Below are 23391 nucleotides of genomic sequence, written 5' to 3' on the forward strand. Positions count from 1 at the left end.
TGGGGCGACCGGGGTGGTCAGGGCGGGTGGATCGGTCGGGGCGGGTGGGGCGGCCGGGGTCGCCGAGGTGACCGGAGTGGGCACGGCTGCTGGTCCGGGTGCGGCGCCAGGCACAGCCGCCGGCCCGGACGCAAGAGCTCGCGCACAACGGCTCTCGGGCGTCGAAGCAGACGTACCCGCGTGCGCCCCTACGTGCGCCGGCGCATCCGAGGGGCACGACAGGGGGCCGGCACGGGCGCAGGCTTGAGCGACCGAAGCGACCGGAGCGACCGAACGCCCCGAACGACCGAAGAGCGACCGAAGCGACCGGAGCGACCGGAGCGACCCGAACGACGTACCGTTCGCCCCTCCCAGCCGCCCCCTGACTCACCCCTCCGAGGTGATCGGCTCCTGCAACTCGGTCACCCAGTCCTCCCGGTCCTCGGGACACTCCAGCGTCAGTTCCCGCGGATACCCGGCGGACCGGTACGGGCTGTCGTCGAGCCAGCGGGCCAGCGCCTGGGCCGTGGGCAGCACTCGTTCCATGGGCCCGCGGTGCACCACCGTGGCGGCCTGCGCGAGCGGCGGCAGGTCCACGATCGCGAAGTCGTGGGACGGCTGCGGAACGGCCGCGACCACGACCGCCGCGTGCACCGTGATGCGGTCGCCACCGCCGGGCGCGTCCGCGTAGTGCGCGATGCCCGGGCCCGCCGGCTCGACGCCCGCGGTGGCCAGCCGCCGGAACAGCTCGTCGTACAGCGGCCCGACGACCGGACCGATGTCCTCGGGCCCGAAGCTCGCCGCGGTACCCGTCAGTTGAGCGACCCGTACCGCTTCGACCCGCTTGACCACCACCTCGTCGGCGGCCATCCGCCCTTCGCCCTCGATCGTCCGCAGCCGCGCCTCGACCCGGGCCAGCCGGGCGCCGGCCGCCGTGACCGCCGCCGTCAGCTCGGCGCGGCGCAGCCGCAGCATGCCGCGCAGTTCCGCCGCGCTGACCTGTTCGTCCAGGATGGCCGTCACCTGCTGAAGGCTGAAGCCGAGGTCCTTGAGGGCGATGATGCGGTTGAGGCGGGCGAGCTGACCGGCCTCGTAGTAGCGGTAGCCGGTGACCGGGTCCGTACGGGCCGGGCGCAGCAGCCCGATGGCGTCGTAGTGACGCAGCATCCGGGCCGACACACGGCCGTGGCCCGCGAACTCTCCGATGGTGAACATGAGACTCCCAGTGCAGGGCTTGCCACGGTGTGAAGGTCAAGGGGCGGGTGGGGGTCAAGGGGCAAGGGGCGGGCGAAGGCCGGAGGCGGGTGTGCAGGGCGGGGAGCGGGCCGACGGTCGTCGGGCGGTGGTCGAGGTGATCTTCGTGAATTCCGGACGGTGGTCGAGGCGATCCTCGTGGACAGCGGGCGGCGACGTGCCGTGATTCGGCATCTGCCGAGGCGTATGCACGGGCCCGCGCCGGGGCGCACGGCGATTCCGTGCACCGGGGCATGCGCCGGAGCACCAGCATTCCGTCAAGGGGCGTCCACGGGCCGTCAATGATGCGTCAGTACGCCGCCGTGCGCATGCCGGTACGGGCATAGCGTCGAGGAGGAGCCCCGGCACTTCCCTTCCCTCCGGTCCGGGGCCATTGCTGCGCGAGGAGCGACGCCGTGCCCCAGCAACACCTGTACGCGGAAGACCCCGAACCCGCCGAACGCATCCCGGCCGGACTGCTGTTCGTCCCCGTCCGGCCGGGCCCCGCGGGCTGTACGGCCCGCCTGTTCCGCACTCCGCTCGGCGGCCGTACCGCCGTCGGTTTCACCTCCGTGCAGCGGCTCGCCGCCGCGCTAGGCAGCGACCAGCCGTGGATCCGGCTCGCCGAGCCCGCGCTGCGCGCCCTCGCCGAACCGCTCGGCGCGGCCGTCCTGACGGTGGACCCCCGCCTCGCCCCCGGTACTCCCCGTACACCGCTGCTGCGGGCCGTCTGAGAAGGGGCGTACGACCACCATGACCGTGACGACGACCCCGGCACCGCAGCCCCCCACAGGACAGCGGACCGACCTGCCTCACCCCCACTCCACCGAACCCACTGATCCCACGGGCCCCACAGATCCCACAGATCCCACGGATCTCGCTCGACCCACCACCCCCGCCGACTCGACCCATTCCAACAACCCCACCGATCCCACCAACCCCACCGGCCCCACCGGCCTCGGTGTCTGGCCCGCCTCCACGGCCGAACTCCCCGACGCCGACCTCGCCGTCGGCGGTGTCCCCCTCACCGAACTCGCCGCCCGCTTCGGCACCCCCACCTACGTCCTGGACGAGGGCGAGGTACGCGCCCGCTGCCGCGCCTACCTGCGCGCCTTCCCCGACGCCGACGTCCTGTACGCGGCCAAGGCGTTCCTGTGCCGCGCCATGGCCCACTGGGTACGCGAGGAGGGCCTGGGCCTGGACGTCTGCTCCGCGGGCGAACTGGAACTCGCCGTCACCACCGGCTTCCCGCCCGGCCGCATCGTGCTGCACGGCAACGCCAAGAGCCCCGAGGACCTGCGCACCGCGCTGCGCCTCGGGGTAGGCCGGATCGTCATCGACAGCACCTCCGAGATCGCCCGGCTCGCCGCCGCGGTGCCCGCCGGCACCCGGCAGCAGGTCCTCGTACGGGTGGTTCCGGGCATCGCCGCCGGCGGCCACGCCAAGATCCGTACGGGTACCGACGACCAGAAGTTCGGCCTGTCCCTGGCCGACGGTTCGGCGCAGCACGCCATCACCCGCATCCTGGGCCAGCCGCGGCTCCGGCTCGTCGGCCTGCACTGCCACCTGGGCTCGCAGATCACCACCGTCAAGCCGTACCTGTCGGCCGTACGGCGGCTGGTCGGACTGCTGGCCCGTATCCATGAGCAGCACGGCGTCACGCTGCCGCAGCTGGACATCGGGGGCGGCCACGGCGTGGCCTACCGGCCCGGCGAGGACAGCATGGACATCGCGGCGCTCGGCGCCAGGGTGCGGGCGGAACTGGCCGGCGGCTGCGCGGCGGCCGGGCTGCCGGTGCCCCGGCTGACCGTCGAGCCGGGCCGCGCCATCGCGGGGCCGTCCGGCGTCGCCCTCTACCGGGTGCTGTCCGTCAAGCGGACCGGTGAGCACACCTTCGTCGCCGTCGACGGCGGGATGAGCGACAACCCGCGGCCCGCGCTGTACGGGGTGCGGTACGCGCCCCGGCTGGTCGGGCGGCGCTCGTCCGCGGCGCCGGTGCCGGTGAGCGTGGTGGGGCGGCACTGCGAGGCGGGTGACGTACTCGCCGCCGGGGTGCCGCTGCCCGGGGACGTACGGCCGGGGGATCTGATCGCCGTGCCGGTGGCGGGCGCGTACCACCTGTCCATGGCCTCGGGCTACAACCTCGTCGGCCGCCCGCCGGTGGTCGCCGTCGCGGACGGGCACGCGCGGGTTCTCGTACGGCGCGAGTCCCTGGCGGACATCCAGGGGCGCGACATCGGTCTGTGACGACCCTCGGGACGGACGCGGTGTGCACGGAGCCAGAACTCCGTGCATACCGCATCCACCAGTTGTAGGATGACTGGGCAACCGGGCGACCGCCCCGGTGCGGCAGACCCCTGGACGACCGATCGAGGAGATGTACATGGCGTTGCAGGCAGCGGGACGGCAGTCCCTCGTGGACACCGTCGTCGACGCCCTGCGCGCCCAGCTGACCGCCGGCACCTGGCCGGTCGGCGAGCGCATCCCCACCGAGCACGCCTTGGCCGAGCAGCTCCAGGTCGGCCGCAACACCGTCCGCGAGGCCGTACGGGTCCTCGTGCACGCCGGAATGCTGCGCTCCCGGCAGGGCGAGGGCACCTTCGTGGTCTCTTGCACCGACCCCGGCGCCGTCATGCGCGGTGTGCAGCGGGCCGGGGTCCGGGACGTGCTGGAGCTGCGTATCGCCCTGGAGGCGGAGGCCGCCCGGCTGGCGGCGCAGCGGCACCGGCCGGACGACCTGGACCGGATGCGCGCCGCGCTGGACGCCCAGGCCGCACTGGAAGCGGCGGGCGGGCAGCCGTTCGGCGGCGACCTGGAGCTGTACGCCGATCACGACGTCGCGTTCCACCGGGCCGTCGTGGAGGCCGCGCACAACACCGCGCTCACCGCCACGTACGCCTGGTTCAGCAGCTCCGTACGCGAGGCACTGGTCTCCTCGCTCGGCGACGAACTGATGCCGCGGATCGTGCACGGCGACCACCGTGCCGTCCTGGACGCGATCGCCTCCGGCGACCCGGAGGCCGCCGAGAAGGCCGCCCGCGCGCTGCTGGAGCCCCCGAAACGGGCGGTGGAAAAACTGCTCGCGGAGCGGTGAGCGAACCGGTTCGCCCGTGAAGACGGCAGGCCGCCGTCCCGCAGTACGGAGCCCCGCCCCGCCCGCACGGCCACTGCCGAAACGTTCCTCTCCCTTCCTCCGCCCCGCACACCCCTCCCCCTCACCCAAGGAGCGTCACCCACCCATGTCAGGGACCCGGCCCGAAGCACCACTGATCGACGCCGAGGAGGACCTCGCCCCGGCTCCGCCGGTAGCCGCGGCCCGCCGCCGGCTGCGCGCGCACCCGGTCCTGGTCCTGCTCGGCATCGTGCTCGCCTCACTGAACATGCGCGCCGCCCTGGCCGGCGTATCGCCGCTGGTGAGCGAGATCGGCGACCACTTCCACCTGGCCGCGACCGCGAGCAGCCTCGTGACGACCATCCCGCTGGTCTTCATGGGCCTCGGCTCGATCGCCGCGCCGCGGCTGGCCCGCCGCTGGGGCACCGAGACGGTGCTCTGCGGCGCGCTGGTGCTGCTGTGCGGCGGCATCCTGCTGCGGATCGCCCCGCCGGTCGTCGCGCTGTTCGTGGGCTGCGCGGTGGTCGGTACGTCCATCGCGCTGCTGAACGTCCTGATGCCCGGCCTGATCAAGCGGGACTTCCCGGAGCAGGCGGCGGGCATGACCGCCCTGTACTCCACGGCGATGATCCTGGGCGCCACCGTCTCGGCCGCCTCCGCCGTGCCGCTGGAGAACGCGCTGGGCGGCTGGCAGGGTTCGCTGGCCTCGTGGGCGCTGCTGGCCGCGGTCGCCGCCCTCGTCTGGATCCCGCAGGCGGTGCTCGCCCGGCGCGGCACCCGGCACGGCCAGGCCGCCGCGACACCGACGCACGCCACCGAGGACGGGCCCAACCTGAGCCGTTCTCCGCTGGCCTGGCAGGTCACGCTCTTCATGGGGTCGCAGTCGCTGATCGCGTACGTGATGATCGCCTGGATGCCGACGATCTTCACCGACCACGGCATGAGCAAGGCCACGGCCGGACTGGTCTTCGCCTTCAGCACCCTGGTGCAGATGGCCGGTTCCTTCGTGGTGCCGATGCTCGCCGGGCGGATGCGGCGGCAGCGGCTGCTGGCCGTCGCCGTCACCGCCCTGATGGCCTGCGGCATCGTCGGCCTCCTGGTGGCCCCGGTGGCGGGCGCCTGGATCTGGGCCGTACTCCTGGGCATCGGGCAGGGCGGCGCGCTCGGCCTGGCCCTGACGATGATGGTGCTGCGCTCCGGAGACGCTCACACCGCCGCCCGCCTCTCAGGCATGGCCCAGACCTGGGGCTACCTCCTCGCCGCCGCCGGCCCGCTCGTACTCGGCGCCGTACACCAGGCGACACACGGCTGGACGGTGCCGATCGTGCTGCTGCTGGCCGTCTGCGCGGGCCTGGTCCTGCTGGGCCTGGGCGCGGGGCGGGACCGGCGGATCGGGGCGGAGGCGTAACGGGCCTCGTACCTCTTCCGCCCTCGCGCGCTGCCGGAGATGTGTGTTCTCCGGCAGCGCGCTGCGCGTTGAGCCGCCCTCCCGCGCGGCAGTTGCATACCGCTTACGGCGCTCCCCTAAGCGGTATGCAACTTCCCTTCTGTCTCCCGCCTACTCCTCCCCAGCCAACGTCAACGTCCGCAGCTTGCGCGCCGCGTACCACGTGGCGAGGCCCGTCACGGCGACCAGGAGGGCCACCGCCAGCGGCAGGCCGACCTCGGACGTGATCGCACCCTCCGCGCCGATCTTCTGGCCCACCGCGAGGGCCCACTGCTGGACGCTCAGCGTCCGCGCGCCCGGGACCAGGTTGCCGAACAGGGTCTCCCAGACCAGGGCGTAGACCAGGCCGAAGACGACCGCGTGCCGGCTGATCGTGCCGAAGAACAGGAACAGGGCGCTGTACGCGACGGAGGCCACGGCCGCGGCGACCGCGTACGCGACGGCGATCTGCTGGCTGTTGCCGTTGAGGACGAAGCCCGCGATCAGTACCGGGATCGCGGAGAAGGCGGCCGTCACACCGATCGCCACGACCAGCTTGGTGAAGATGATCGAGGACCGGCGCAGCGGCTTGGCCAGCAGGTAGACGACGGAGCCGTCGTCGATCTCCGGGCCGATCGCGCCCGTACCGGCGATGACGCCGATCAGCGGCACCATCGTGGCGAGCGCGAAGGTGCCCAGGACGCCGTTGGCGGTGGAGTCGTCGGCGCCGGCCAGCGCCCGTACGGCGACGGAGATGACGATCAGGAGGGCGGGCAGCGCGAAGAGGATCAGCGCGCGGCGCCGCCCGAGGAGGGCCCGGTAGGTGAGCCGGGCGACGGTGGGGTTGAAGACCGACGGGGCCGCCGAGGGGCCCGCGGCGGGTGCCGGGGACGGGTCCGGCCGGACCGATGAGGTCGCTGACATCGCTTTCAGGCTCCTTTCAGGCCGCGACGAGGTAGGAGAAGACCGATTCCAGGGACTCGTCGGAGGGCGAGACCGTCAGGAGGCGGATGCCGTGGTCGCGGGCGACGCGCGGCAGCAGGGCGGTGAAGCGGGGGAAGTCGACGGCCTGGACGCGCAGCGCGCCCTCCTGGAGGTCCACCTCGATGCCGGCCGTGGAGGGGTCGGCGATCAGGGCGGCGGCCAGCGCGCGGTCGTCGTCGGAACGGACGAGGTAGCGGTGCGGGCGGTCCGTCATCAGGCGGCGGATCTTGCGGAAGTCGCCGGACGCGGCGTGCCGTCCGGCCACCACCACCTCGATGTGCGAGGCGAGCTGTTCGACCTCTTCGAGGATGTGGGAGGAGAACAGCACCGTACGGCCCTCGTCGCCCATCCGCCGCAGCAGTTCCATGAGCTGCATCCGCTGGCGTGGGTCCATGCCGTTGAACGGCTCGTCCAGCAGCAGTACGGACGGTTCGTGGACCAGCGCGGACGCCATCTTCACGCGCTGGCGCATGCCCTTGCTGTACGTGGAGATCTTGCGGTCCTGCGCGTACTCCATCTCGACGGTGGCCAGCGCGCGGCGCGCGGCGCCCTTCCCCAGGCCGTGCAGTTCGGCGTTGGCGACGACGAACTCGCGGCCGGTGAGGAAGTCGTACATCGCCTCGCGCTCCGGCACGATGCCGATGTCGCGGTATATGCGTTCGTTGCGCCAGATGGCACGGCCGTCGAGGGTGACGGACCCGCCGGACGGGGCCAGGAAGCCGCCCATCATGTTGATCAGGGTGGACTTGCCCGCGCCGTTCGGGCCGAGGAGGCCGGTGACACCGGGCCCGATGGTCATGGTGATGTCGTTGACGGCAACCACGTTGCCGAACCAACGGGAGACATGGTCGATCTGGATGGTCGTCATGGGCGCGGCCCGTTCCTCCGGGAGCTGATGGCGGGCATCGTCGGGTGCGCCTCCGGGGGCGCGGGGCGGGCGGTCACAGGCCGGCCTTCCGGTAGCGGCGCATCAGCAGGGCGTACGAGCCCGCGACGGCGACCAGGGTGACCAGGAGGGCCACCAGCCCAGCGGCGGTGGACGGCTGGACCTCGTCGGGGAAGGACGCGGTGCCGCCGAGGAACGTCGCCTGCACGCTGTCGATCAGGGTGACGGGCGAGAACAGGGCGAGCCAGCCCACGACCCCTTCCTGGCCCTGTACGGCGGCGATGCCCTGGACGGCGCTCACCGCGGCGTACGGGATCGTCAGCGCGGCGATGACGGCCGCCACACCGAAGCCGCGGCGCGGGGTCAGCGCGGAGATCAGCAGGCCGACACCGGCGAAGAGGAGGGACAGCAGTGCCACCGACACCAGGCCCTGGGCCATCCCCCTGGTCTGGTCGACGAAGTCCATCTTGGCCAGCAGCGCGCCGATGTAGAGGATCAGCAGCGGCGCGGCGGTCAGGATGAACAGCGCACCGGCCATGGCCGCGAACTTCGCCACCACGTAGTCGACCCGCTCGATCGGGCGCGAGAAGTACAGCGGGACGGTCTTGAAGCGCAGGTCGCGGGAGACGGACTGCGGTGCCTGGGCGGCCAGGTAGAGGCCGATGACCGCCTGGAGGAAGATCGCGTACCGGGTGTACGCCACCGGCAGGTCGTTCATCTTCGTGAACACCGCGACCGCCACCATGATGCCCGCGGGCAGGCACATGACGGCGAACAGCAGCATCGGCAGGACCTTGGACTTCGCCGAGCGGCCGAGCCCGTAGGCACCGCGCAGGCTCTGCGAGAACAGCGAGCGGCGCGCGTAGGCGCGGCCCAGGCGGGGGCCGTCGAAGTGGCGGTAGCCGATGTCGTGGATGACGTCCTGCGCCGCTCCGGCGGTGGCGGGGTTCCTGGTCTCAGGCGGCATCGGGGGCGCCTCCGTCCTTGGTGGCTCGGTGGGCGGTCGTCGCGGAAGCGGTCGTCGCGGGGGCGGTGGGGCGGGGCGCGGCGGGCTGCGGGCCCGATGCCTCCGGGGCGCCCGCGGTCGCCGCGTCGTCGCTCCGGAAGACCTCGGAGATGCGGTGCCTGCGCTGCTCCATGCGGACCAGGCCGAGGCCGAGGCCCGCGACGGTGTCGCGCACCAGGTCGTACGTCTCTTCGCCGGTGGCCTCCACGTACAGCACGTGGGCGGCGGAGGCGCCGCTCTCCGAGCCGGGGGCCGCGGTGGTCACCGCGGCACCGGCACGGGTCAGGGCCGAGCGCAGCGACGCCGTGCCGTCGGGGTGCTCGTCGGTGTCCGTGACCTCGACCGCGAGGGAGGCGGTGAGCTGGGTGAAGTCGTCGGTCGAGGAGGAGCGCAGCAGCCGGCCGCCGTCGATGACGACGACGTGGTCGCAGGTGCGCTCCAGTTCGCCGAGGAGATGCGAGGTGACCAGGACCGATATGCCGAATTCGGTGTGCACGCGGCGGATCAGGCCGAGCATCTCGTCGCGGCCGACCGGGTCCAGGCCGTTGGTCGGCTCGTCCAGGAAGACCAGCTGCGGGTCGTGGACCAGCGCCTGGGCCAGCTTGACGCGCTGCTTCATACCCGTCGAATAGCCGCCGATGGGGCGGTAGCGCTCCTCGTAGAGGCCGACGTGCCGCAGCGTGTCGGCGGTGCGCTCACGGGCCGCGGTCGGCGGCAGGCCCGACATGCGCGCCATGTGGACGACGAACTCGGTGGCCGAGACGTCGGGCGGCAGGCAGTCGTGCTCCGGCATGTAGCCGACGCGCTCCCGGATGGCGCCGCCCTCCCTGGCCACGTCGAGGCCGAGGACGGTCGCGGACCCCTCGCTGGCCGGGGCGAGGCCCAGCAGCAGCTTGATCAGGGTGGACTTGCCGGCACCGTTCGCCCCCACCAGGCCGGTCACGCCCGGGCCGATGTCAACGGTGAGCCGGTCCAGCGCGGTCACCCTCGGGTACCGCTTGCTCAGGCTTTCGGTCACGATCACAGTCACGTCCACGACGGTAGTGGCGCTCACCACACCGGTCGTCAGACCTGGCGGCTGGATCGGCCTCCGACCACAGGTGGAGGGGCCCGTAGGGGAGGTCCGGCTTTCGGCTCATGGGGGTCGGGGGCGGGGCGGGGGTACGTGCGGTGGCCCGGGTGCTCGTCAAGCTTGATCCTTGATCCTTGATCCTTGATCGCTTCGCACGGCCGGCTGCCGGGTGTCTCCCGCAGGTTTTCCACAGGCCCGTACCGACCCCTTGACGTCGCCGCCGAGCATTGTCACATTCATCAGTGTCAAGTTACGGGCACGTACCGCGATGAACGGCATACGGGACGGACGGTTGGCGATGACCTCAGCGACAGGGGCCGCAGCGGCCCGGAGGGGCGGCGGGGCGGCCGGGGGGAACGGTGGCGCGGCCGGGACCGGCGGGGTCGGCAGGGCCGGCGGGGCGCGTGAACTCACCGCGGAGCTGCGGGGGTTCAGAGAGGTGCAGCGCCTTGCTTACGACTGCGCCGAGGCGGTCGCCGCGCAGCTCAGACCGGGCGTGACGGAGCGGGAAGCGGCGCGGATGCAGCGCGACTGGCTGCACGAGCGTGGTGTACGGGACTGGTTCCACCTCCCCTTCGCCTGGTTCGGCGACCGTACGGCGTTCACGAACTTCCGTATACCGCTGCAGTTCTTCCCCACCAATCGGCGCCTGGAGCCCGGGATGGCCTTCATCCTCGACATGGCGCCGGTCCACCGCGGCCGCACGGCCGACATCGGCTACTCCGGGTGCCTCGGGCTCAATCCCGTGCACGACCGGCTGCTGGCCGACCTCGAAGCGCATCGCGAACTGATCCTGCGCGAGGTGCGCGAACGCCGCCCGCTGCGTGAGATCTACGAGGACGTCGAGCGGCTCATGATCCGCCAGGGGCATGCGAACCGGCACCGTGCCTACCCCTTCGGCGTGATCGCCCACAAGATCGACCGGGTCAAGGAACGCCGCTGGTCACCCACGGTCTTCGGGTTCGGTACGCAGGCGCTCAAGGGCCTGGCCTCGGACGCGCTGCACGGCCACCGGGACGGCTGGTCGCCGCTGTGGAGCCCGTACAAGTTCTCCGACCACCCGCCGCAGCCGGGACTGTGGGCGGTCGAACCACACCTCGGATTCCGGGGCACGGGCGCGAAGTTCGAGGAGATCCTCGTCGTGACGGACTCCGCCGACCCGCAGGAGAGCGCCTTTTGGCTGGACGACGATCTGCCGCACGTGCGGCGCTGGCAGGAGGAGAAGGCCGCATGAGCAGGACGACAGGAGACGGGACCGGTGCTGGAGCTGGGGCTGGAGCCGGAGCCGGAGCTGGAGCCGGGCTGGACGGTGCCCGGGAGCGCTGGGTCCGTACGGGCGGGGTGGAGCTGTGCGTCGCCGAACTGGGCGACACCACGCACCCCACGGTGGTGCTGGTGCACGGCTATCCGGACAGCAAGGAAGTGTGGTCGGAGGTGGCCCGCGGTCTGGCCGGCCGCTTCCACGTGGTGCTGTACGACGTCCGGGGCTGCGGCCGGTCCACCGCGCCCAGACCGCTGCGCGGCGGCTTCACGCTGGAGAAGCTGACCGACGACTTCCTCGCCGTGGCGGAGGCGGTGAGCCCGGACCGCCCGGTCCACGTGGTCGGCCACGACTGGGGCTCGGTGCAGGCCTGGGAGTTCGCGACGGCCCGGCACACGGAAGGCCGGATCGCCTCCTTCACCTCGATGTCCGGCCCGTCACTGGACCACTTCGGCCACTGGATCAAGAAGCGCGCCGCCCGCCCCACCCCGCGCCGCGCGGCACAACTGCTCAACCAGGGCGTCAAATCCTGGTACGTCTACATGCTGCACACCCCGGTCCTGCCCGAGCTGGCCTGGAAGGGGCCGCTCGGCAAGCGCTGGCCGAAGATCCTCCAGCGGGTGGAGAAGATACCCGCGGGCGACTACCCGACGGCGTCCCTGCCCACGGACGCCGCCCACGGCGCATGGCTCTACCGCGACAACGTCCGCGCCCGGCTGCGCCGCCCGCGCGCCGACGCCTACGCCCACTGCCCGGTGCAGCTCATCACGCCCACCGGGGACGCCTTCCTGTCCCAGCGGCTCTACGACGACCTCGAACGCTGGGTGCCGCAGCTGGTCCGGCGCACCCTCCCGGCCAAGCACTGGGTGCCGCGCACCCGGCCCGACCAACTGGTCTCCTGGATCACCGAATTCGTGACGTCCAAGGAGGAGGGCGACCCGGCCAGGGAGAACGTCGCCGCCGGTCCGTACGCCGACCGGTTCGGCGGGCAGCTGGTGCTGGTCACCGGCGCCGCCAGCGGCATAGGGCGGGCCACCGCGTTCGCGTTCGCCGAGGCGGGTGCACGCGTCGTCGCCGTCGACCGGGACGCCGAGGGAGCGGCCCGTACGGCCGACCTGGCGCGGCTGGTCGGCGCCCCGCAGGCGTGGGCCGAGACGGTGGACGTCTCGGACGAGGCCGCCATGGAGAAGCTGGCCGACAAGGTCGCCGCCGAGTACGGCACCGTCGACGTGCTGGTCAACAACGCCGGCATCGGCCTGTCCGGCTCCTTCCTCAGCACGACCACCGAGGACTGGAGGAAGGTCCTGGACGTCAATCTCTGGGGCGTCATCCACGGCTGCCGGCTCTTCGGCCGGCAGATGGCCGAGCGCGGCCAGGGCGGCCACATCGTCAACACCGCCTCGGCGGCGGCCTTCCAGCCGTCGAAGATCCTGTCCGCCTACGGCGCGTCGAAGGCGGCGGTCCTCATGCTCAGCGAGAGCCTGCGCGCCGAACTGGCCGGCCAGGGCATCGGCGTCACGGCCGTCTGCCCCGGCATCGTGAACACGAACATCACCACGACGGCCCGCTTCACGGGCGTCTCGGCGGACGAGGAGAAGCGCCGCCAGGCCAAGGTGGCCCGCGCGTACGGGCTGCGCAACTATCCGCCGGAGAAGGTCGCCGACGCGATCCTGCGCGCGGTCGTCCGCAACGCAGCGGTCGTCCCCGTCACGCCCGAGGCACGCGGCGCCCACCTGATGTCCCGCTTCACCCCCCGCGCGCTACGCGCACTGGCCCGTCTCGACCCGCCCGTGTGAGGACGCGCGCCAAGGCGCGGACAAGTCGGCGCTGCCGCACGCCCAGGCGCAGACAGAGGCCGGCGCGACCGCACCCCCAGGCGAACACATGCCGCAGCGGGCGCCCCTCAAGACGAACGCGTGCCGGGGCGGTCGCACCACCGCCCCGGCCCCTCCCCCACACCCCTCCCACTCGCTCTCTCCCCTTCTCCCCTCACGTCTTACGTCTTACGTCAGGAGCACAGCGTGAGTACGAACCCCACCGAACCGGAGGAGCGCCACACGATCGCACCCCGCCGGGTCACGTTCGACTGGCGCGAGACCCCGCTGCACTGGATACCGGACGAGCCCACCGCCACCCACGTCATCAACGTCCTGCACCTCCTGCTGCCCGCGGGAGAACGCTGGTTCGTCAAGGTCTTCAAGGAAGCCCTGCCGCTGGTCCGCGACCCCGCGCTGCTCAAGGACGTCAAAGGCTTCATGGGGCAGGAGGCCACCCACAGCGTCCAGCACGCATACGTCCTGGAACACCTCGCCCACCAGGGCCTGGACACCGCCCCCTACACGAAGCACGTCGACTTCCTCTTCGAACACCTCCTCGGCGAACGGCCGCCGTTCGCCGCCCCCGTCCCCACCCAGGAGTGGCTGCGCTTCCGGCTCTCCCTCATAGCCGCCATAGAGCAGTTCACCGCCGTCCTCGGCAACTGGGTGCTGCACGCCGAGGGGCTGGACCGGGCCGGCCCCGACCCGGTCATGCTCGACCTGCTGCGCTGGCACGGCGCGGAAGAGGTCGAGCACCGCGCCGTGGCCTTCGACATGTATGAGCACACCGGCGGCGAGAGCCTGCCCCGGTACGCCCGCCGCGTCCTGGGCATGGCCGTCACCGCCCCCGTCCTCCTCTACCTGTGGGCCTGGGGCGCCGCCTACCTCATACGCCACGACCCGCAGCTGGCCGGGCGCCTGCGGTACTCCCTGCGCGCGCACAACCGGGCCGTGCGCGCGCAGCTCCTGCCGACCTGGCGCGAGCTGGGCACCGCCGTACCGCGCTACCTGAAGCGGTCGTACCATCCCTCGCAGGAAGGCTCGCTGCGCAAGGCCGTCGACTACCTGGTGTCCTCCCCAGCCGCCCGCGCCGCAGCGGGCGCGGTGGGCCGCGCGGCCATCTCGTAAGGAGCACCGCATTGACCGACCAGTCGCCGCCGGCCGAGTACCGCATCGAGGATCTGGCCCACATCAGCGGCACCTCGGTCCGCACCATCCGCGCCTACCAGGACCGCGGCCTCCTGCCCAAGCCGGAACGCCGCGGCCGGGCCAACGTCTACGGCGACGAGCACCTGGAGCGGCTGCGCCGCACCGCCGACCTGCTCGACCGCGGTTACACCCTCGCCAGCATCAAGGAACTCCTGGAGGCCTGGGACACCGGACGCGGCCTCGGCGGCGTCCTCGGCCTGGTCGCCGAGATCGACGGCCCATGGAGCGACGAGGAGGCGGCCCGCATCACGCGTGAGGAGCTGGACGCCGCGTTCGGCGGCTCACCGGACGAAGAAGCCCTGGCGGACGCAGTCGAACTGGGCGTCCTGGAACGCCTCCCCGGCAGTGGCGACGTCTTCCGTGTCCCCAGTCCTCAGGAGCTGGCCGTAGCCGCCGAGCTGCACAGCGCCGGCGTCCCCCTCACGGCCATCTCCGGCCATCTGCGCGAACTCCGCGGCCAGGTCGAGCACATTGCGGCCCGCTTCCTCGACTTCACCACCGAGTACGTCTTTCACCCCTACCTCGACCACCAGCCCACCGAAGCAGAGGCCACCGAGGCCGCTGGCCTCGTACGCCGCTTGCGCCCCCTCGCTCAGCAAACCGTCGACGCCGAACTCGCCCGCGCCATGCGCACCATGGCCACCCGCTACATCCATCACCATCTCGGCGACATCAGCAACGACAGCGGCAGCGGCAGCGGCAGCGGCAGCGGATTGTGCGGTCCGAGGGCGGGGCAGGCCGTAGCCCCCGAGCCAGCCCGCTCCCCAGCACCTCACTCCACCGATACCAACACCGGCACCACCGCCCCCGAGGCCGCCCCCGCTCCCACCGCTCCCACCGTCGACGCCTCCACCGATGCCGACGCCGACGCCGACGCCACCGTGATCGCGCTCCCCGCCGATGCCGTACGCGCCGTACGCGACTTGGTCGGCCGAGAGAACGTGGCAGCCTTCATCACCGCCGCCACCCGACGCGAGGTCCATGCCCGCACCATGGACGAGCTGGCAGCCCGCCGCACTCCGCCCCGCTGACCGCCGGCCCCTCGCCGGGACCACCTCAATCGAGCCTCAGGGCTCCAAAGACGACCTTGCTGTTCCAGTTGTTCCCTCCCCAGTTGTGTGTCGCGGCGGACGGTGCGTAGGTGTGCTTGCCGATGGTCACCGCGCCGGTGTTCCGACCGTCCCTGCCTGCGTCGCGTCCTGCGTCGCGCCCGACGTGGCCTGGGCGGCCGAGATCGTCCACCGGCCCTGTCCGGCCGATCCAGCCGTCGTGGCTGTCGGCCGTGGCCGGGCCGGTGATGAGCAAGGTGGCCGCGGCGGCCAGGAACAGTGCGCCGAGGGTGTCGGCGGTACGTACACGCATGGGGGCTTCTTTCCTCGTCTGGAGCCGGCCGGAAGCTTCCGGGCCCGGGCCCGGCCGTCTTCGTGGACATCGCCCGGATGCGGCAGTCGGGCCTCGTCGGGATGTGGCACCCGAAGCCGTCCCGGCTGCGTCGACCGAGGTGAACCCCCTCATCCGATACCGCCGCACCCCCGGCCGCCATTCAGGCGCAGCCACTCGGGGCCGGGCGCGACTCGCTGCCTCCCTACTGGACCGGGTCCGGTAGCCAGTTCCCGTGGAACCCGAAGGGCACCCGCTGGGGCAGGTGGACCGTGGCCACCGGCCCCTTGGCTATGTCCTCCGCGTCGAGGATCACAAGATCGCTGGTGTCGCTCGCCGCGTCATGCACGTAGGTGAGCAACCACCCGGGGCCGCCGGGCCGGTCGTCCGCCGGAGCGAAGGCGGCCTCGGCGGGGGTCCGGCCGGGGCCGAAGTCGTACCGGGCACTGGTGCCGGTGTGCAGGTCGTAGCGGATCACCGCGCTCGGCGTGGGGCCGGCGCCGGGGCCCCCGCTCCGCGTGATGTGCCCGAACCTGGCGTCCAGCCCCGCCAGCCGGTCGTCCATGCGCGGGAACTCGCCCGACTGGTCGTCCACCTGCTCCTCGACGACCTTGTCCGCGGCGAGGTCGATGGTCCACCGCCACAGCGTGGGCAGCGACTTCAGCTCCGGCGCCGGGTAGCGGCAGACGTAGAGGACGATGCGCCCCGGGCCGTCGTCGTACGCGTTCAGGGAGTGGAAGACGTAGCAGGGGTCGATGGTGAACCAGCGGACGTCACCGTGCGGATCGTCGCGGCGCAGCACACCGAGCCGGGCGCCGTACTCCGCGTCCCATACGTACGGCAAGCCGGGAGTCCCGTGGTCGTAGACGAGCGGGAGGTCCATGAAGACGACGTGCCCGGCCGTCAGGTGGAAGTCGTGCATCATCGTGGACGCCCCCACCTCGACGGGGCGGCTCACCACCAGCGCGCCGGAGGCGTCCGCACGGTGGTAGGTCAGAAACGGCGGCTCCGGAACGCCGTAGCCGAAGAAGTGCAGCTCTCCCGTGGTCGGGCAGGTCTTGGGGTGAGCGGTCATGGCGGTGGTCAGCCGGCCGTCGAAGTCGTACGGGCCGATGGTCTCCAGCTCGTGCCCCGGCCGGCAGTCGAGTTCGTACGGGAAGGACGACTCGACCAGGGCGAGGGTGCGGCCCGCGTGGTGGACCACGTGGGTGTTGGCGACACCGGCGGTCAGGTCGGGACGCCCCTCCCGGTCCCGGACCGCTGCACCGTCGGTGAAGGCCGAGGTGCGGACCCAGCGGTTGCGGTACGAGACGGCCTTGCCGCCTTCCAGGCGGACGCCGTGGACCATGCCGTCACCGAAGAACCAGTGCACCGACGCGGCGTCCCGCGGGTTGGGGCCGTTGCGCAGGTACCAGCCCGTCAGCTCGGGCGGTATCGCGCCGGTGACCGGCAGCTCGTGCGTGGTGAGTTCCTTGGGCACCGGGGCGAAGTTCCCCGCCAGGTGCGGGGGCGGTGTGTCTTCGGAGCCGGACGCCGGGACGGCGGATCCGGGGACGTTTGTCGTCGTCATGCGGGCTGGGCCTCCTGTACGTAAGGGTGTCCGCCGGCCTTCTCCAGGAAGCGCGCTCGCGCACGCTCCGGGTAGCTCGCGGTGAAACGCAACGGGATGACGAAGGCGCTGAGATGGATGGAGATCATCGCGGTCAGTCCGAGCCCGTAGCCCGTGACCAGGGCCTGCCCTGCCGCAGCGAACGTGAAGGATGCCGCCCAGGCCGCGCTGAGCACGTAATTGATCCGCAGGAACAGCCGGGTACGCCACACCTCGGGCGGCGCCTTCCGGCGGGCTATCGCGAGCGTGAAGGGCCGACGGGCGGCCATCGATCCCCAGGTGACCAGTGCCAGCCAGCCCGAGGACAGGGCTCCGTCGTAGGTCCGCAGACCGCTGTCCGGCCGGACGAAGGCCAGGACCGTGATGCCGGCGAAGAACACCAGGCTGCCGTACTCCAGCACCCGGAACGACGGCGACAGCCCCTCGGCACGGTCCGCGTAGAGCACCGCGCAGCCGATCACCAGGGCCAGCAGCGCGGCCCACTGCCAAGACGCCCAGGCCACAGCTCCGTAGGCGATCCACGGAAAGAACCCCCGCAAGAAGGTCATGACTCTCGACTCCCCCGACCGGGCTGCCCCGGCCTTCCAGCGACATTCCAACTTCGACATGTCGAAGCTAGAGGGTTCTCCTTTGACGTGTCAAGACTGGAAGGTAAAGTGACGGACATGAGCCTCCGCCACGCCGTTCTGGGCCTGCTGGCCGCATCACCCGCCAGCGGTTACGACTTGATGAAGACGTTCGACCTGTCGCTCGCGCACGTGTGGCCGGCCACCCAGAGCCAGGTCTACGGTGAGCTGAACAAACTCACCGCGGCCGACCTGATCGAGGTGGCCTCGCACGGCCCCCGGGGCCGCAAGGAGTACGCCATCACCAAGGCCGGCATGGCCGAACTCCACCACTGGCTCACGGAGGTGGAGCCTGTCGGACCGCAGCGTCACGACGGCCTGCTGCGTGTCTTCTTCCTCGGCGCCCTGACACCGCTGGAAGCCCGTACGTACCTTCTGCAACAGGCCGAACGGTCCGCCCGCGCGCACGCCGACTACCGGGCCTTGGCCGACGCCGGCGACTGGAAGGGCGAAATGATCGCGGTCTACGGGCGCATCGCCCTGGAATTCGGTCTGCGCCAGACCGCCATGATGGAGGAATGGGCCAACTGGGCGGCCGCAGAGATCACTTCGGACCAGGCCCGCCGGAACAGGGAAGCAGCCGGGGCACCGGCCGGGGAACAGGGCCCGGATCACGAGCCGGAGCAGGACCGAAACCGAAACCGGGACCGAAACCGGGGCCGGGAAAGTGAACAGGAACCAATTCAGGAGCGTGTGCAAGGTCGAGAGCGGGCCAAGAAGCTCCAGCGGTAGATCCGTGGCAGGTGCCTGAACAGGGATACGGACGGGCCCCGTAAGCCCACGGCCTAGCGTTCGTCCCCGAGCGCGCCGTGCAGGAAGAGGTCCACCAACTCTCGCGGGCTGAGCGCCCCCAGCATGCGCTCCTCGTCCCCCGCCTCCACCGCCGAGGCCCGGCTCAGCGTCAGGAAGACCCTGGCCAGGGCCTCCGGCGCCACCCGCAAACGGTCCCGCTCGGGCTCGAACAGGGCGGCTACCGCTGCCAGTGGAGCCGCCAGCGCCTCCTCGCGGCTGCCGGGCACGGACGGGGACGAGGCCGCCCCCGGTTCCGAGGCCGGTTCCGGTTTCGAAACCGGTCCCGGTTCCGAGGCCAGTCCCGGTTCCGAGCCCGGCCCACCCGCCCTTGGCGCTTCACACCCCCGCAGGTGCCCCGTCGCGTGTAGCGCACCGATCACCGCACCGATACGGGACAGGTGCTCCCGCATCGCGTCCAGCGCCTCGACCAGCCGCTCCGCGAGGGGCCGGTGCAAGGGGACGGCGGCCAGGGAGGCGAGCAGAGCGTCGGGGCGGAGGGCTTCGGCCACACAGGCCGCCAGCAGCGCCTCCTTGTCCTCGAAGACACGGAAGATCGTCGCCTCACCGATGCCCGCCGCGCGCGCCACCTTCGCCGTGGTCACGCCCGCGCCGTACTCAGCCACCAACGGCAACGCGGCCTTCACGATCATCGAGCGGCGCTCGTCGGCGCTCATCCCGGGCGCACGGCGGCGCCTGCCCGGCACGCCCGCCGTCTCCACTGCCTCAGCCATGCCGCCAACGTACGCGAGCGACCGCCCGGTGCCGGAACCAGCCACCGAAAAGGCCAGCCAGGGACCAGCCGTCCCCGCGCGGGCACGGTCAGCCCGTCACAACCCGGGCGCACCCCAGACCGGGAACCACCGGCTCAGATCCGGCTCGGTCTCCAAGTCGTCGGCGAGCACGGCCCGGATCTCCAGCTCCAGGGCGTTGTCGCGCTTTTCGGCGGCCCCTTCCGGGCCTGTCAGCGGCGCGAACGGGTAGAACGTACCGCGCTTGTAGAGGTAGACCAGCGCGAGCGGCCTGCCACGGTCGTCCCGGAAGCCCATCAGGGAACACAGCAGTTGCGGGCCGAACCCGGCGCTCTCCAGGGAACTGTTGACCGTGTGCAGATCGTTAACCAACCCCGCAATGTCCTCCGGCCCGTGCCGCGCGAGCATCCACGAGTAGCCGTACTCGTCCTGGCTGAACTCGGCCGGTCGGCCCAGAAGGTCGCGCACCTCCTCCTGGATGCCGCGGAACGCGCCGCCCTCGACGCTCGCGAAGCACACCGATCCCAGGCCGGTGGGCCGGAACCCGGCCGCGGCCTGGAGGGTGACGGCCGCGGAGGGAAGCGCGAACAGCCGGTCGAGGTCGGGACGTACCGGCTTGCTGCGTCCGAGGATGGCGTCCAGAAATCCCATGCGGTGGCTCTCCTTGATCCGTCTGTGTCCCGACTGCGGACCGTTTCCGGCCCGACTGCGCCCCGACCGCGCCCCGACTGCGCCCCGACCGCGCCCTGACTGCGGCCCGACTGCGGACCTTCTGCGATCCGTCTGATCTGCTTGCGATCCGTCTTCCGGCGGGCGCAAGGTGACGGCGCTCTCCCCCTACGCCTGCCTCTGTCTGCCGCTACGCCTGCCTCTACGACCGCCCTACGCACCCCCTCCAGGATCACCTCCAAGACCACCTCCACAGTCGCCCCTACGGCCGCCCCAGCTGCGCCGAGATCCGCCCCAGCTGCTCCAGCCGCTGCTCCAGCGTCGGGTGCGAGGACAGCAGTCGCCCGAAGCTCTCCTTCGAGAACGCCGGCGCGAAGAAGAACGCGTTGAACGGTTCGGCCTTGCGCAGGTCCCGCGTCGGGATCTGCGCCATCTGACCGGTGACCTTGGTGAGCGCGGCGGCCAGCGCCGACGGGCGCCCGGTCAGGATGGCCGCGGCCCGGTCGGCGGACAGCTCCCGGTAGCGGGACAGCAGGCGGGTGAGCAGGAAGCTGACGGCGTAGACCACGGCGCTGACCAGCGTGACGACCAGGACGGCGATCGCCGCGTTGTTGTCCCGGCTGTTGCGGCCGACGCCGCTCCACAGGGCCGCGCGCGTGATGATCCCGGCCAGTACGCCCAGGAACGAGGCGATCGTCATGACCGCGACATCGCGGTGCGCGACATGCGACAGCTCGTGCGCGAGGACTCCTTCCAGCTCCTCCGGCTCCAGCCGCCGCAGCAGGCCGGTGGTCGCGCACACCATCGCGTTCTTCTGGTTGCGGCCGGTCGCGAAGGCGTTCGGTACGTCGGATTCCGCGACGGCCACGCGCGGTTTGGGCATGTCCGCGAGGGCGCACAGCCGGTCGACAGCGCCGTGCAGTTCCGGTGCCTGCTCCGGAGTGACCTCACGCGCCCCCATGCTGAAGGCGGCGATCCGGTCGCTGAACCAGAACTGTGCGACGAACATGGCGCCCGAGATCAGCAGCACCACGATCCACGCGCCCTTGAGGAGCACCACCAGCGCGCCCACCACGACCACGTACAGCAGGCCGATGAAGAACATGGTCGTGACCATGCGTGACGTCAGGCCGCGGTCGGGGGCGAATCGGGTCCGTGCCATGCTCTCAGTCCTCCACACCGCAGAGTCCGCAGAGTCCGCAGAGTCCGTCCGAGGAACCGTTCCGGCGCCTCTGACCCGATTCTCCCTCTTGTCCACCCGTTACGGCGTAAAACGCAGGCCATGGATTCGCCCCGACCGCCGGATGCCGACCCGGCGCGCCCACCGCTCCTACCCGCCTACCTGCCGTCCGCCTTCCGCCTTCCGCCTTCCGCCTTCCGCCCCTACCTAACCGACCGCCCCTACCTGCCGACCGCCCTACCGCCCGAGCTGCGCAAGCCCCTCCCCGGCGATCCGCTCGAACACCGAAAGGTCCGCTTCAAAGACCGACCCGTCGATCGGCCAGTGCAGCACGATCTCGTCGATGCCCGCCTCGGCGTGTGCACCAGCGAAGTCCACGAAGGCGTCCACGGAATCGAGCGGACGGTCCGGCGTGAAGCCGGTGAGCATGATCTTCTCCAGTTCGCCGGTGTCCCGGCCGGCCTCGGCACACGCCTTGCCGAGGCGTTCGACCTGGCCACGCACCGCCTCCAGGGACTCGGCCGCGGTGCCGGTCGCGGCGGCCTTCGGGTCGCCGGTGGTCACCCATGCCTGCCCGTACCCGGCGGCCAGCCGCATGCCGCGCGGCCCGGTGGCCGCGATCGCGAACGGCAACCGGGGGCGCTGTACACAGCCGGGGATGTTGCGCACTTCGTGGGCGCGGTAGTGCACGCCCTCGTACGAGACCACGTCCTGCGTCAGCAGCCGGTCCAGCAACGGTACGAACTCGCCGAAGTGGTCGGCCCGTTCCCGGGGCGTCCACGGCTCCTGGCCGAGCGCCGTGGCGTCGAAACCGGAGCCCCCGGCGCCGATGCCCAGGGTGATCCGCCCGTCGCTGATGTCGTCCAGGGAGATCAGTTCCTTGGCGAGGGTCACCGGGTGCCGGAAGTTCGGGGAGGTGACGAGGGTGCCCAGCCGCATCCGGGACGTCGCGGCGGCGGCCGCGGTCAGCGTCGGCACCGCGCCGAACCACGGCCCGTCCCGGAAACTCCGCCAGGAGAGGTGGTCATAGGTGTACGCGGTGTGGAAGCCCAGCTCCTCGGCGCGCTGCCACACCTCCCGGCCACCCTCGGACCAGCGGCGGACGGGAAGGATCACGGTGCTCAGTCGCATGGGTACGAGCGTACGGCGGCCCCGCATCGGACCCGCGAGCCGTGGTGAGCACCCGCACACGGGAGCCACCCGCCGTGCACGCGGGGTGCACTTGCCGTACAGGCGCACGCGCAGTCGGCCGTACGCCCGTCTCCGCATCCGTACGCCTCCCCGCCCGAACCTGCGCAGGACCGGCTCAGTTCTTGGGCGGGTACGTACGGCACCCGCTCCGGTACGACCCGCCGCTCGTCCTCCTACGGCCCGGTACCCGTTCCTCTACGGCCGTCCGGCACCCGCCGGCGTACGCCCCCGTACTCCCGGCACGGATCCCGCCTCCGTCAAGCTCATGCGCGCGACCCGCCGCACGCCTGTGCGCGCATATGCGCGAAGATGGGCGGCGTGACCGATGCCTCCGCAGAGCCTCCCCTGGCGCCAGGGTCCGACGGGAAAACGATCCGGCTGATCGCCACCGACCTCGACGGCACGTTGCTGCGCGACGACAAGACGGTCTCCGGCCGGACGATCGCCGCGCTGGCCGCCGCCGAGCGGGCAGGCATCGAGGTCTTTTTCGTGACCGGTCGGCCGGCCCGCTGGATGGACGTGGTCAGCGACCATGTGCACGGACACGGCCTGGCGATCTGCGCGAACGGCGCGGCCGTCGTCGATCTCCACCACGGCCGCCGGATCGTCGAGATCAGCCCGCTGGAACGGCCGGAGGCACTCTCCGTCGTGCACGCGCTGCGCGCTGCCGCTCCCGGCACGACGTTCGCGGTCGAGCAGACCGGCGGCTTCAACTACGAGCCGGCGTACCCGCCCTTCTATCTCGACCCGGCCGCCGTCATCGCGCCCGCGGAAAAACTCCTGGCCGAACCGAGCCCCGAGGAGCGGCAGTCCCCGCTGAGCCCCGACCAGCCCGTGCTCAAGCTCCTCGCGCACCACCCCGACCTGGACCCGGACGCCTTCCTCGACCTGGCCCGCGCGCGGGCGGGCAGGTACGCCTCCTTCACCCGGTCCAGTCCGACCGCGCTCCTGGAGATCAGCGGCCTGGGTGTCAGCAAGGCCGGCACCCTGGCCCGCTGCTGCGCGGAGCGTGGCATCAGCCCCGACCAGGTCGTCGCCTTCGGGGACATGCCCAACGACATCGAGATGCTGGCCTGGGCCGGCACCGCGTACGCGATGGCGAACGCGCACCCCGCCGTACTGGCCGCGACGGACCTCCACACGGCCGGCAACAACGAGGACGGCGTAGCGGCCGTGATCGAACGCATACTTGAGCACCGCTGACCGCCCC

The 23391-nt window shown here is 71.8% G+C and carries 22 protein-coding genes; 10 read left to right on the top strand and 12 right to left on the bottom strand.

Annotated elements, in window-relative coordinates; all coding sequences use genetic code 11:
• Window positions 1-366: 366 nt before the first annotated feature.
• Complete coding sequence (locus OEIGOIKO_RS20100; RefSeq protein ID WP_125055224.1) at window positions 367-1194, bottom strand: MerR family transcriptional regulator; 828 nt, start codon at window positions 1192-1194, stop codon at window positions 367-369.
• Between the two features lie 434 nt (window positions 1195-1628).
• On the opposite strand from OEIGOIKO_RS20100, the gene OEIGOIKO_RS20105 reads away from it, so the two are divergent.
• The 4 genes from OEIGOIKO_RS20105 (at window position 1629) to OEIGOIKO_RS20120 (ending at window position 5732) form a co-directional block, all read left to right on the top strand.
• Window positions 1629-1946 (top strand): SAV_915 family protein, encoded by a 318-nt coding sequence (locus OEIGOIKO_RS20105; RefSeq protein WP_031006763.1) that lies wholly within the window; start codon window positions 1629-1631, stop codon window positions 1944-1946.
• Between the two features lie 19 nt (window positions 1947-1965).
• On the top strand, window positions 1966-3459 hold the full coding sequence (gene lysA / locus OEIGOIKO_RS20110; protein WP_246177435.1) for a diaminopimelate decarboxylase: 1494 nt from the start codon (window positions 1966-1968) through the stop codon (window positions 3457-3459).
• Between the two features lie 136 nt (window positions 3460-3595).
• Complete coding sequence (locus OEIGOIKO_RS20115; RefSeq protein WP_125055225.1) at window positions 3596-4306, top strand: FadR/GntR family transcriptional regulator; 711 nt, start codon at window positions 3596-3598, stop codon at window positions 4304-4306.
• A gap of 145 nt (window positions 4307-4451) precedes the next feature.
• Window positions 4452-5732: a CynX/NimT family MFS transporter gene (locus tag OEIGOIKO_RS20120; RefSeq protein WP_125055226.1), complete on the top strand. Its 1281-nt coding sequence runs from the start codon at window positions 4452-4454 to the stop codon at window positions 5730-5732.
• Between the two features lie 150 nt (window positions 5733-5882).
• Here the strand turns inward: OEIGOIKO_RS20120 and OEIGOIKO_RS20125 are convergent, their stop codons facing one another.
• The 4 genes from OEIGOIKO_RS20125 to OEIGOIKO_RS20140 all read right to left on the bottom strand — a co-directional run bounded on the left by OEIGOIKO_RS20125 (window position 5883) and on the right by OEIGOIKO_RS20140 (window position 9656).
• Window positions 5883-6674 carry an ABC transporter permease subunit gene (locus OEIGOIKO_RS20125; RefSeq protein WP_246177436.1) on the bottom strand — a complete coding sequence of 264 codons (792 nt, stop codon included), beginning with the start codon at window positions 6672-6674 and terminating at the stop codon, window positions 5883-5885.
• Between the two features lie 16 nt (window positions 6675-6690).
• On the bottom strand, window positions 6691-7602 hold the full coding sequence (locus tag OEIGOIKO_RS20130) for an ABC transporter ATP-binding protein (RefSeq protein ID WP_125055227.1): 912 nt from the start codon (window positions 7600-7602) through the stop codon (window positions 6691-6693).
• A gap of 73 nt (window positions 7603-7675) precedes the next feature.
• Complete coding sequence (locus OEIGOIKO_RS20135; RefSeq protein WP_125055228.1) at window positions 7676-8587, bottom strand: ABC transporter permease; 912 nt, start codon at window positions 8585-8587, stop codon at window positions 7676-7678.
• A complete protein-coding gene (locus tag OEIGOIKO_RS20140) occupies window positions 8577-9656 on the bottom strand; it encodes an ABC transporter ATP-binding protein (RefSeq protein WP_170251775.1) in 1080 nt (359 codons plus the stop codon). Before OEIGOIKO_RS20140 ends, OEIGOIKO_RS20135 begins: the two co-directional genes overlap by 11 nt.
• A 481-nt stretch (window positions 9657-10137) precedes the next feature.
• Between OEIGOIKO_RS20140 and OEIGOIKO_RS20145 the strand changes: the two genes are divergently transcribed.
• The 4 genes from OEIGOIKO_RS20145 (at window position 10138) to OEIGOIKO_RS20160 (ending at window position 15016) form a co-directional block, all read left to right on the top strand.
• Window positions 10138-10932 (top strand): M24 family metallopeptidase, encoded by a 795-nt coding sequence (locus OEIGOIKO_RS20145; RefSeq protein WP_246177437.1) that lies wholly within the window; start codon window positions 10138-10140, stop codon window positions 10930-10932.
• Window positions 10929-12755 (top strand): SDR family oxidoreductase, encoded by a 1827-nt coding sequence (locus tag OEIGOIKO_RS20150; RefSeq protein ID WP_246177438.1) that lies wholly within the window; start codon window positions 10929-10931, stop codon window positions 12753-12755. The genes OEIGOIKO_RS20145 and OEIGOIKO_RS20150 overlap by 4 nt, the downstream gene beginning before the upstream one ends.
• 225 nt (window positions 12756-12980) lie before the next feature.
• Window positions 12981-13904 (top strand): metal-dependent hydrolase, encoded by a 924-nt coding sequence (locus OEIGOIKO_RS20155; protein WP_125055230.1) that lies wholly within the window; start codon window positions 12981-12983, stop codon window positions 13902-13904.
• An 11-nt stretch (window positions 13905-13915) separates the two neighbouring features.
• Window positions 13916-15016 (top strand): MerR family transcriptional regulator, encoded by a 1101-nt coding sequence (locus OEIGOIKO_RS20160; protein ID WP_125055231.1) that lies wholly within the window; start codon window positions 13916-13918, stop codon window positions 15014-15016.
• Window positions 15017-15041: 25 nt separating this feature from the next.
• Here OEIGOIKO_RS20160 and OEIGOIKO_RS20165 read toward each other — a convergent pair whose 3' ends face one another.
• The 3 genes from OEIGOIKO_RS20165 to OEIGOIKO_RS20175 all read right to left on the bottom strand — a co-directional run bounded on the left by OEIGOIKO_RS20165 (window position 15042) and on the right by OEIGOIKO_RS20175 (window position 17522).
• Entirely contained in the window at window positions 15042-15347 is a 306-nt protein-coding gene (locus OEIGOIKO_RS20165; RefSeq protein ID WP_125055232.1) for a hypothetical protein, read from the bottom strand.
• Window positions 15348-15570: 223 nt separating this feature from the next.
• The gene (locus tag OEIGOIKO_RS20170) at window positions 15571-16935 is read right to left on the bottom strand and encodes a carotenoid oxygenase family protein (protein ID WP_125055233.1); all 1365 of its coding nucleotides are present in this window, start codon (window positions 16933-16935) and stop codon (window positions 15571-15573) included.
• Window positions 16932-17522, bottom strand: a complete 591-nt coding sequence (locus OEIGOIKO_RS20175) for a hypothetical protein (protein WP_125055234.1) — start codon at window positions 17520-17522, stop codon at window positions 16932-16934. Before OEIGOIKO_RS20175 ends, OEIGOIKO_RS20170 begins: the two co-directional genes overlap by 4 nt.
• A 117-nt stretch (window positions 17523-17639) precedes the next feature.
• Between OEIGOIKO_RS20175 and OEIGOIKO_RS20180 the strand changes: the two genes are divergently transcribed.
• The gene (locus OEIGOIKO_RS20180; protein WP_125055235.1) at window positions 17640-18332 is read left to right on the top strand and encodes a PadR family transcriptional regulator; all 693 of its coding nucleotides are present in this window, start codon (window positions 17640-17642) and stop codon (window positions 18330-18332) included.
• Between the two features lie 53 nt (window positions 18333-18385).
• On the opposite strand, the gene OEIGOIKO_RS20185 is transcribed toward OEIGOIKO_RS20180, so the two are convergent.
• From OEIGOIKO_RS20185 to OEIGOIKO_RS20200, 4 genes are all read right to left on the bottom strand, one after another.
• Window positions 18386-19123, bottom strand: a complete 738-nt coding sequence (locus OEIGOIKO_RS20185) for a TetR/AcrR family transcriptional regulator (RefSeq protein WP_125055236.1) — start codon at window positions 19121-19123, stop codon at window positions 18386-18388.
• A 96-nt stretch (window positions 19124-19219) separates the two neighbouring features.
• Window positions 19220-19792, bottom strand: a complete 573-nt coding sequence (gene pspAB / locus OEIGOIKO_RS20190) for a PspA-associated protein PspAB (protein ID WP_125055237.1) — start codon at window positions 19790-19792, stop codon at window positions 19220-19222.
• Window positions 19793-20072: 280 nt separating this feature from the next.
• The gene (gene htpX, locus OEIGOIKO_RS20195) at window positions 20073-20972 is read right to left on the bottom strand and encodes a zinc metalloprotease HtpX (protein WP_031006719.1); all 900 of its coding nucleotides are present in this window, start codon (window positions 20970-20972) and stop codon (window positions 20073-20075) included.
• A gap of 255 nt (window positions 20973-21227) precedes the next feature.
• Complete coding sequence (locus OEIGOIKO_RS20200) at window positions 21228-22121, bottom strand: LLM class flavin-dependent oxidoreductase (protein ID WP_125055238.1); 894 nt, start codon at window positions 22119-22121, stop codon at window positions 21228-21230.
• Between the two features lie 369 nt (window positions 22122-22490).
• Between OEIGOIKO_RS20200 and OEIGOIKO_RS20205 the strand changes: the two genes are divergently transcribed.
• Entirely contained in the window at window positions 22491-23384 is an 894-nt protein-coding gene (locus OEIGOIKO_RS20205; protein ID WP_125055239.1) for a Cof-type HAD-IIB family hydrolase, read from the top strand.
• Window positions 23385-23391: the final 7 nt, after the last annotated feature.

Origin of the sequence: Streptomyces paromomycinus (genome assembly GCF_003865155.1) — a bacterium.
Lineage (GTDB): Bacteria > Actinomycetota > Actinomycetes > Streptomycetales > Streptomycetaceae > Streptomyces > Streptomyces chrestomyceticus.

Bases quoted from the DNA above. Each gene is read 5' to 3' on its own strand.
- OEIGOIKO_RS20100 (WP_125055224.1), bottom strand. From the start codon at position 1,194: ATGTTCACCATCGGAGAGTTCGCGGGCCACGGCCGTGTGTCGGCCCGG.
- lysA (WP_246177435.1), top strand. From the start codon at position 1,966: ATGACCGTGACGACGACCCCGGCACCGCAGCCCCCCACAGGACAGCGG.
- OEIGOIKO_RS20115 (WP_125055225.1), top strand. From the start codon at position 3,596: ATGGCGTTGCAGGCAGCGGGACGGCAGTCCCTCGTGGACACCGTCGTC.
- OEIGOIKO_RS20120 (WP_125055226.1), top strand. From the start codon at position 4,452: ATGTCAGGGACCCGGCCCGAAGCACCACTGATCGACGCCGAGGAGGAC.
- OEIGOIKO_RS20125 (WP_246177436.1), bottom strand. From the start codon at position 6,674: ATGTCAGCGACCTCATCGGTCCGGCCGGACCCGTCCCCGGCACCCGCC.
- OEIGOIKO_RS20130 (WP_125055227.1), bottom strand. From the start codon at position 7,602: ATGACGACCATCCAGATCGACCATGTCTCCCGTTGGTTCGGCAACGTG.
- OEIGOIKO_RS20135 (WP_125055228.1), bottom strand. From the start codon at position 8,587: ATGCCGCCTGAGACCAGGAACCCCGCCACCGCCGGAGCGGCGCAGGAC.
- OEIGOIKO_RS20150 (WP_246177438.1), top strand. From the start codon at position 10,929: ATGAGCAGGACGACAGGAGACGGGACCGGTGCTGGAGCTGGGGCTGGA.
- OEIGOIKO_RS20165 (WP_125055232.1), bottom strand. From the start codon at position 15,347: ATGCGTGTACGTACCGCCGACACCCTCGGCGCACTGTTCCTGGCCGCC.
- OEIGOIKO_RS20170 (WP_125055233.1), bottom strand. From the start codon at position 16,935: ATGACGACGACAAACGTCCCCGGATCCGCCGTCCCGGCGTCCGGCTCC.
- OEIGOIKO_RS20175 (WP_125055234.1), bottom strand. From the start codon at position 17,522: ATGACCTTCTTGCGGGGGTTCTTTCCGTGGATCGCCTACGGAGCTGTG.
- OEIGOIKO_RS20180 (WP_125055235.1), top strand. From the start codon at position 17,640: ATGAGCCTCCGCCACGCCGTTCTGGGCCTGCTGGCCGCATCACCCGCC.
- OEIGOIKO_RS20185 (WP_125055236.1), bottom strand. From the start codon at position 19,123: ATGGCTGAGGCAGTGGAGACGGCGGGCGTGCCGGGCAGGCGCCGCCGT.
- pspAB (WP_125055237.1), bottom strand. From the start codon at position 19,792: ATGGGATTTCTGGACGCCATCCTCGGACGCAGCAAGCCGGTACGTCCC.
- htpX (WP_031006719.1), bottom strand. From the start codon at position 20,972: ATGGCACGGACCCGATTCGCCCCCGACCGCGGCCTGACGTCACGCATG.
- OEIGOIKO_RS20200 (WP_125055238.1), bottom strand. From the start codon at position 22,121: ATGCGACTGAGCACCGTGATCCTTCCCGTCCGCCGCTGGTCCGAGGGT.
- OEIGOIKO_RS20205 (WP_125055239.1), top strand. From the start codon at position 22,491: ATGGGCGGCGTGACCGATGCCTCCGCAGAGCCTCCCCTGGCGCCAGGG.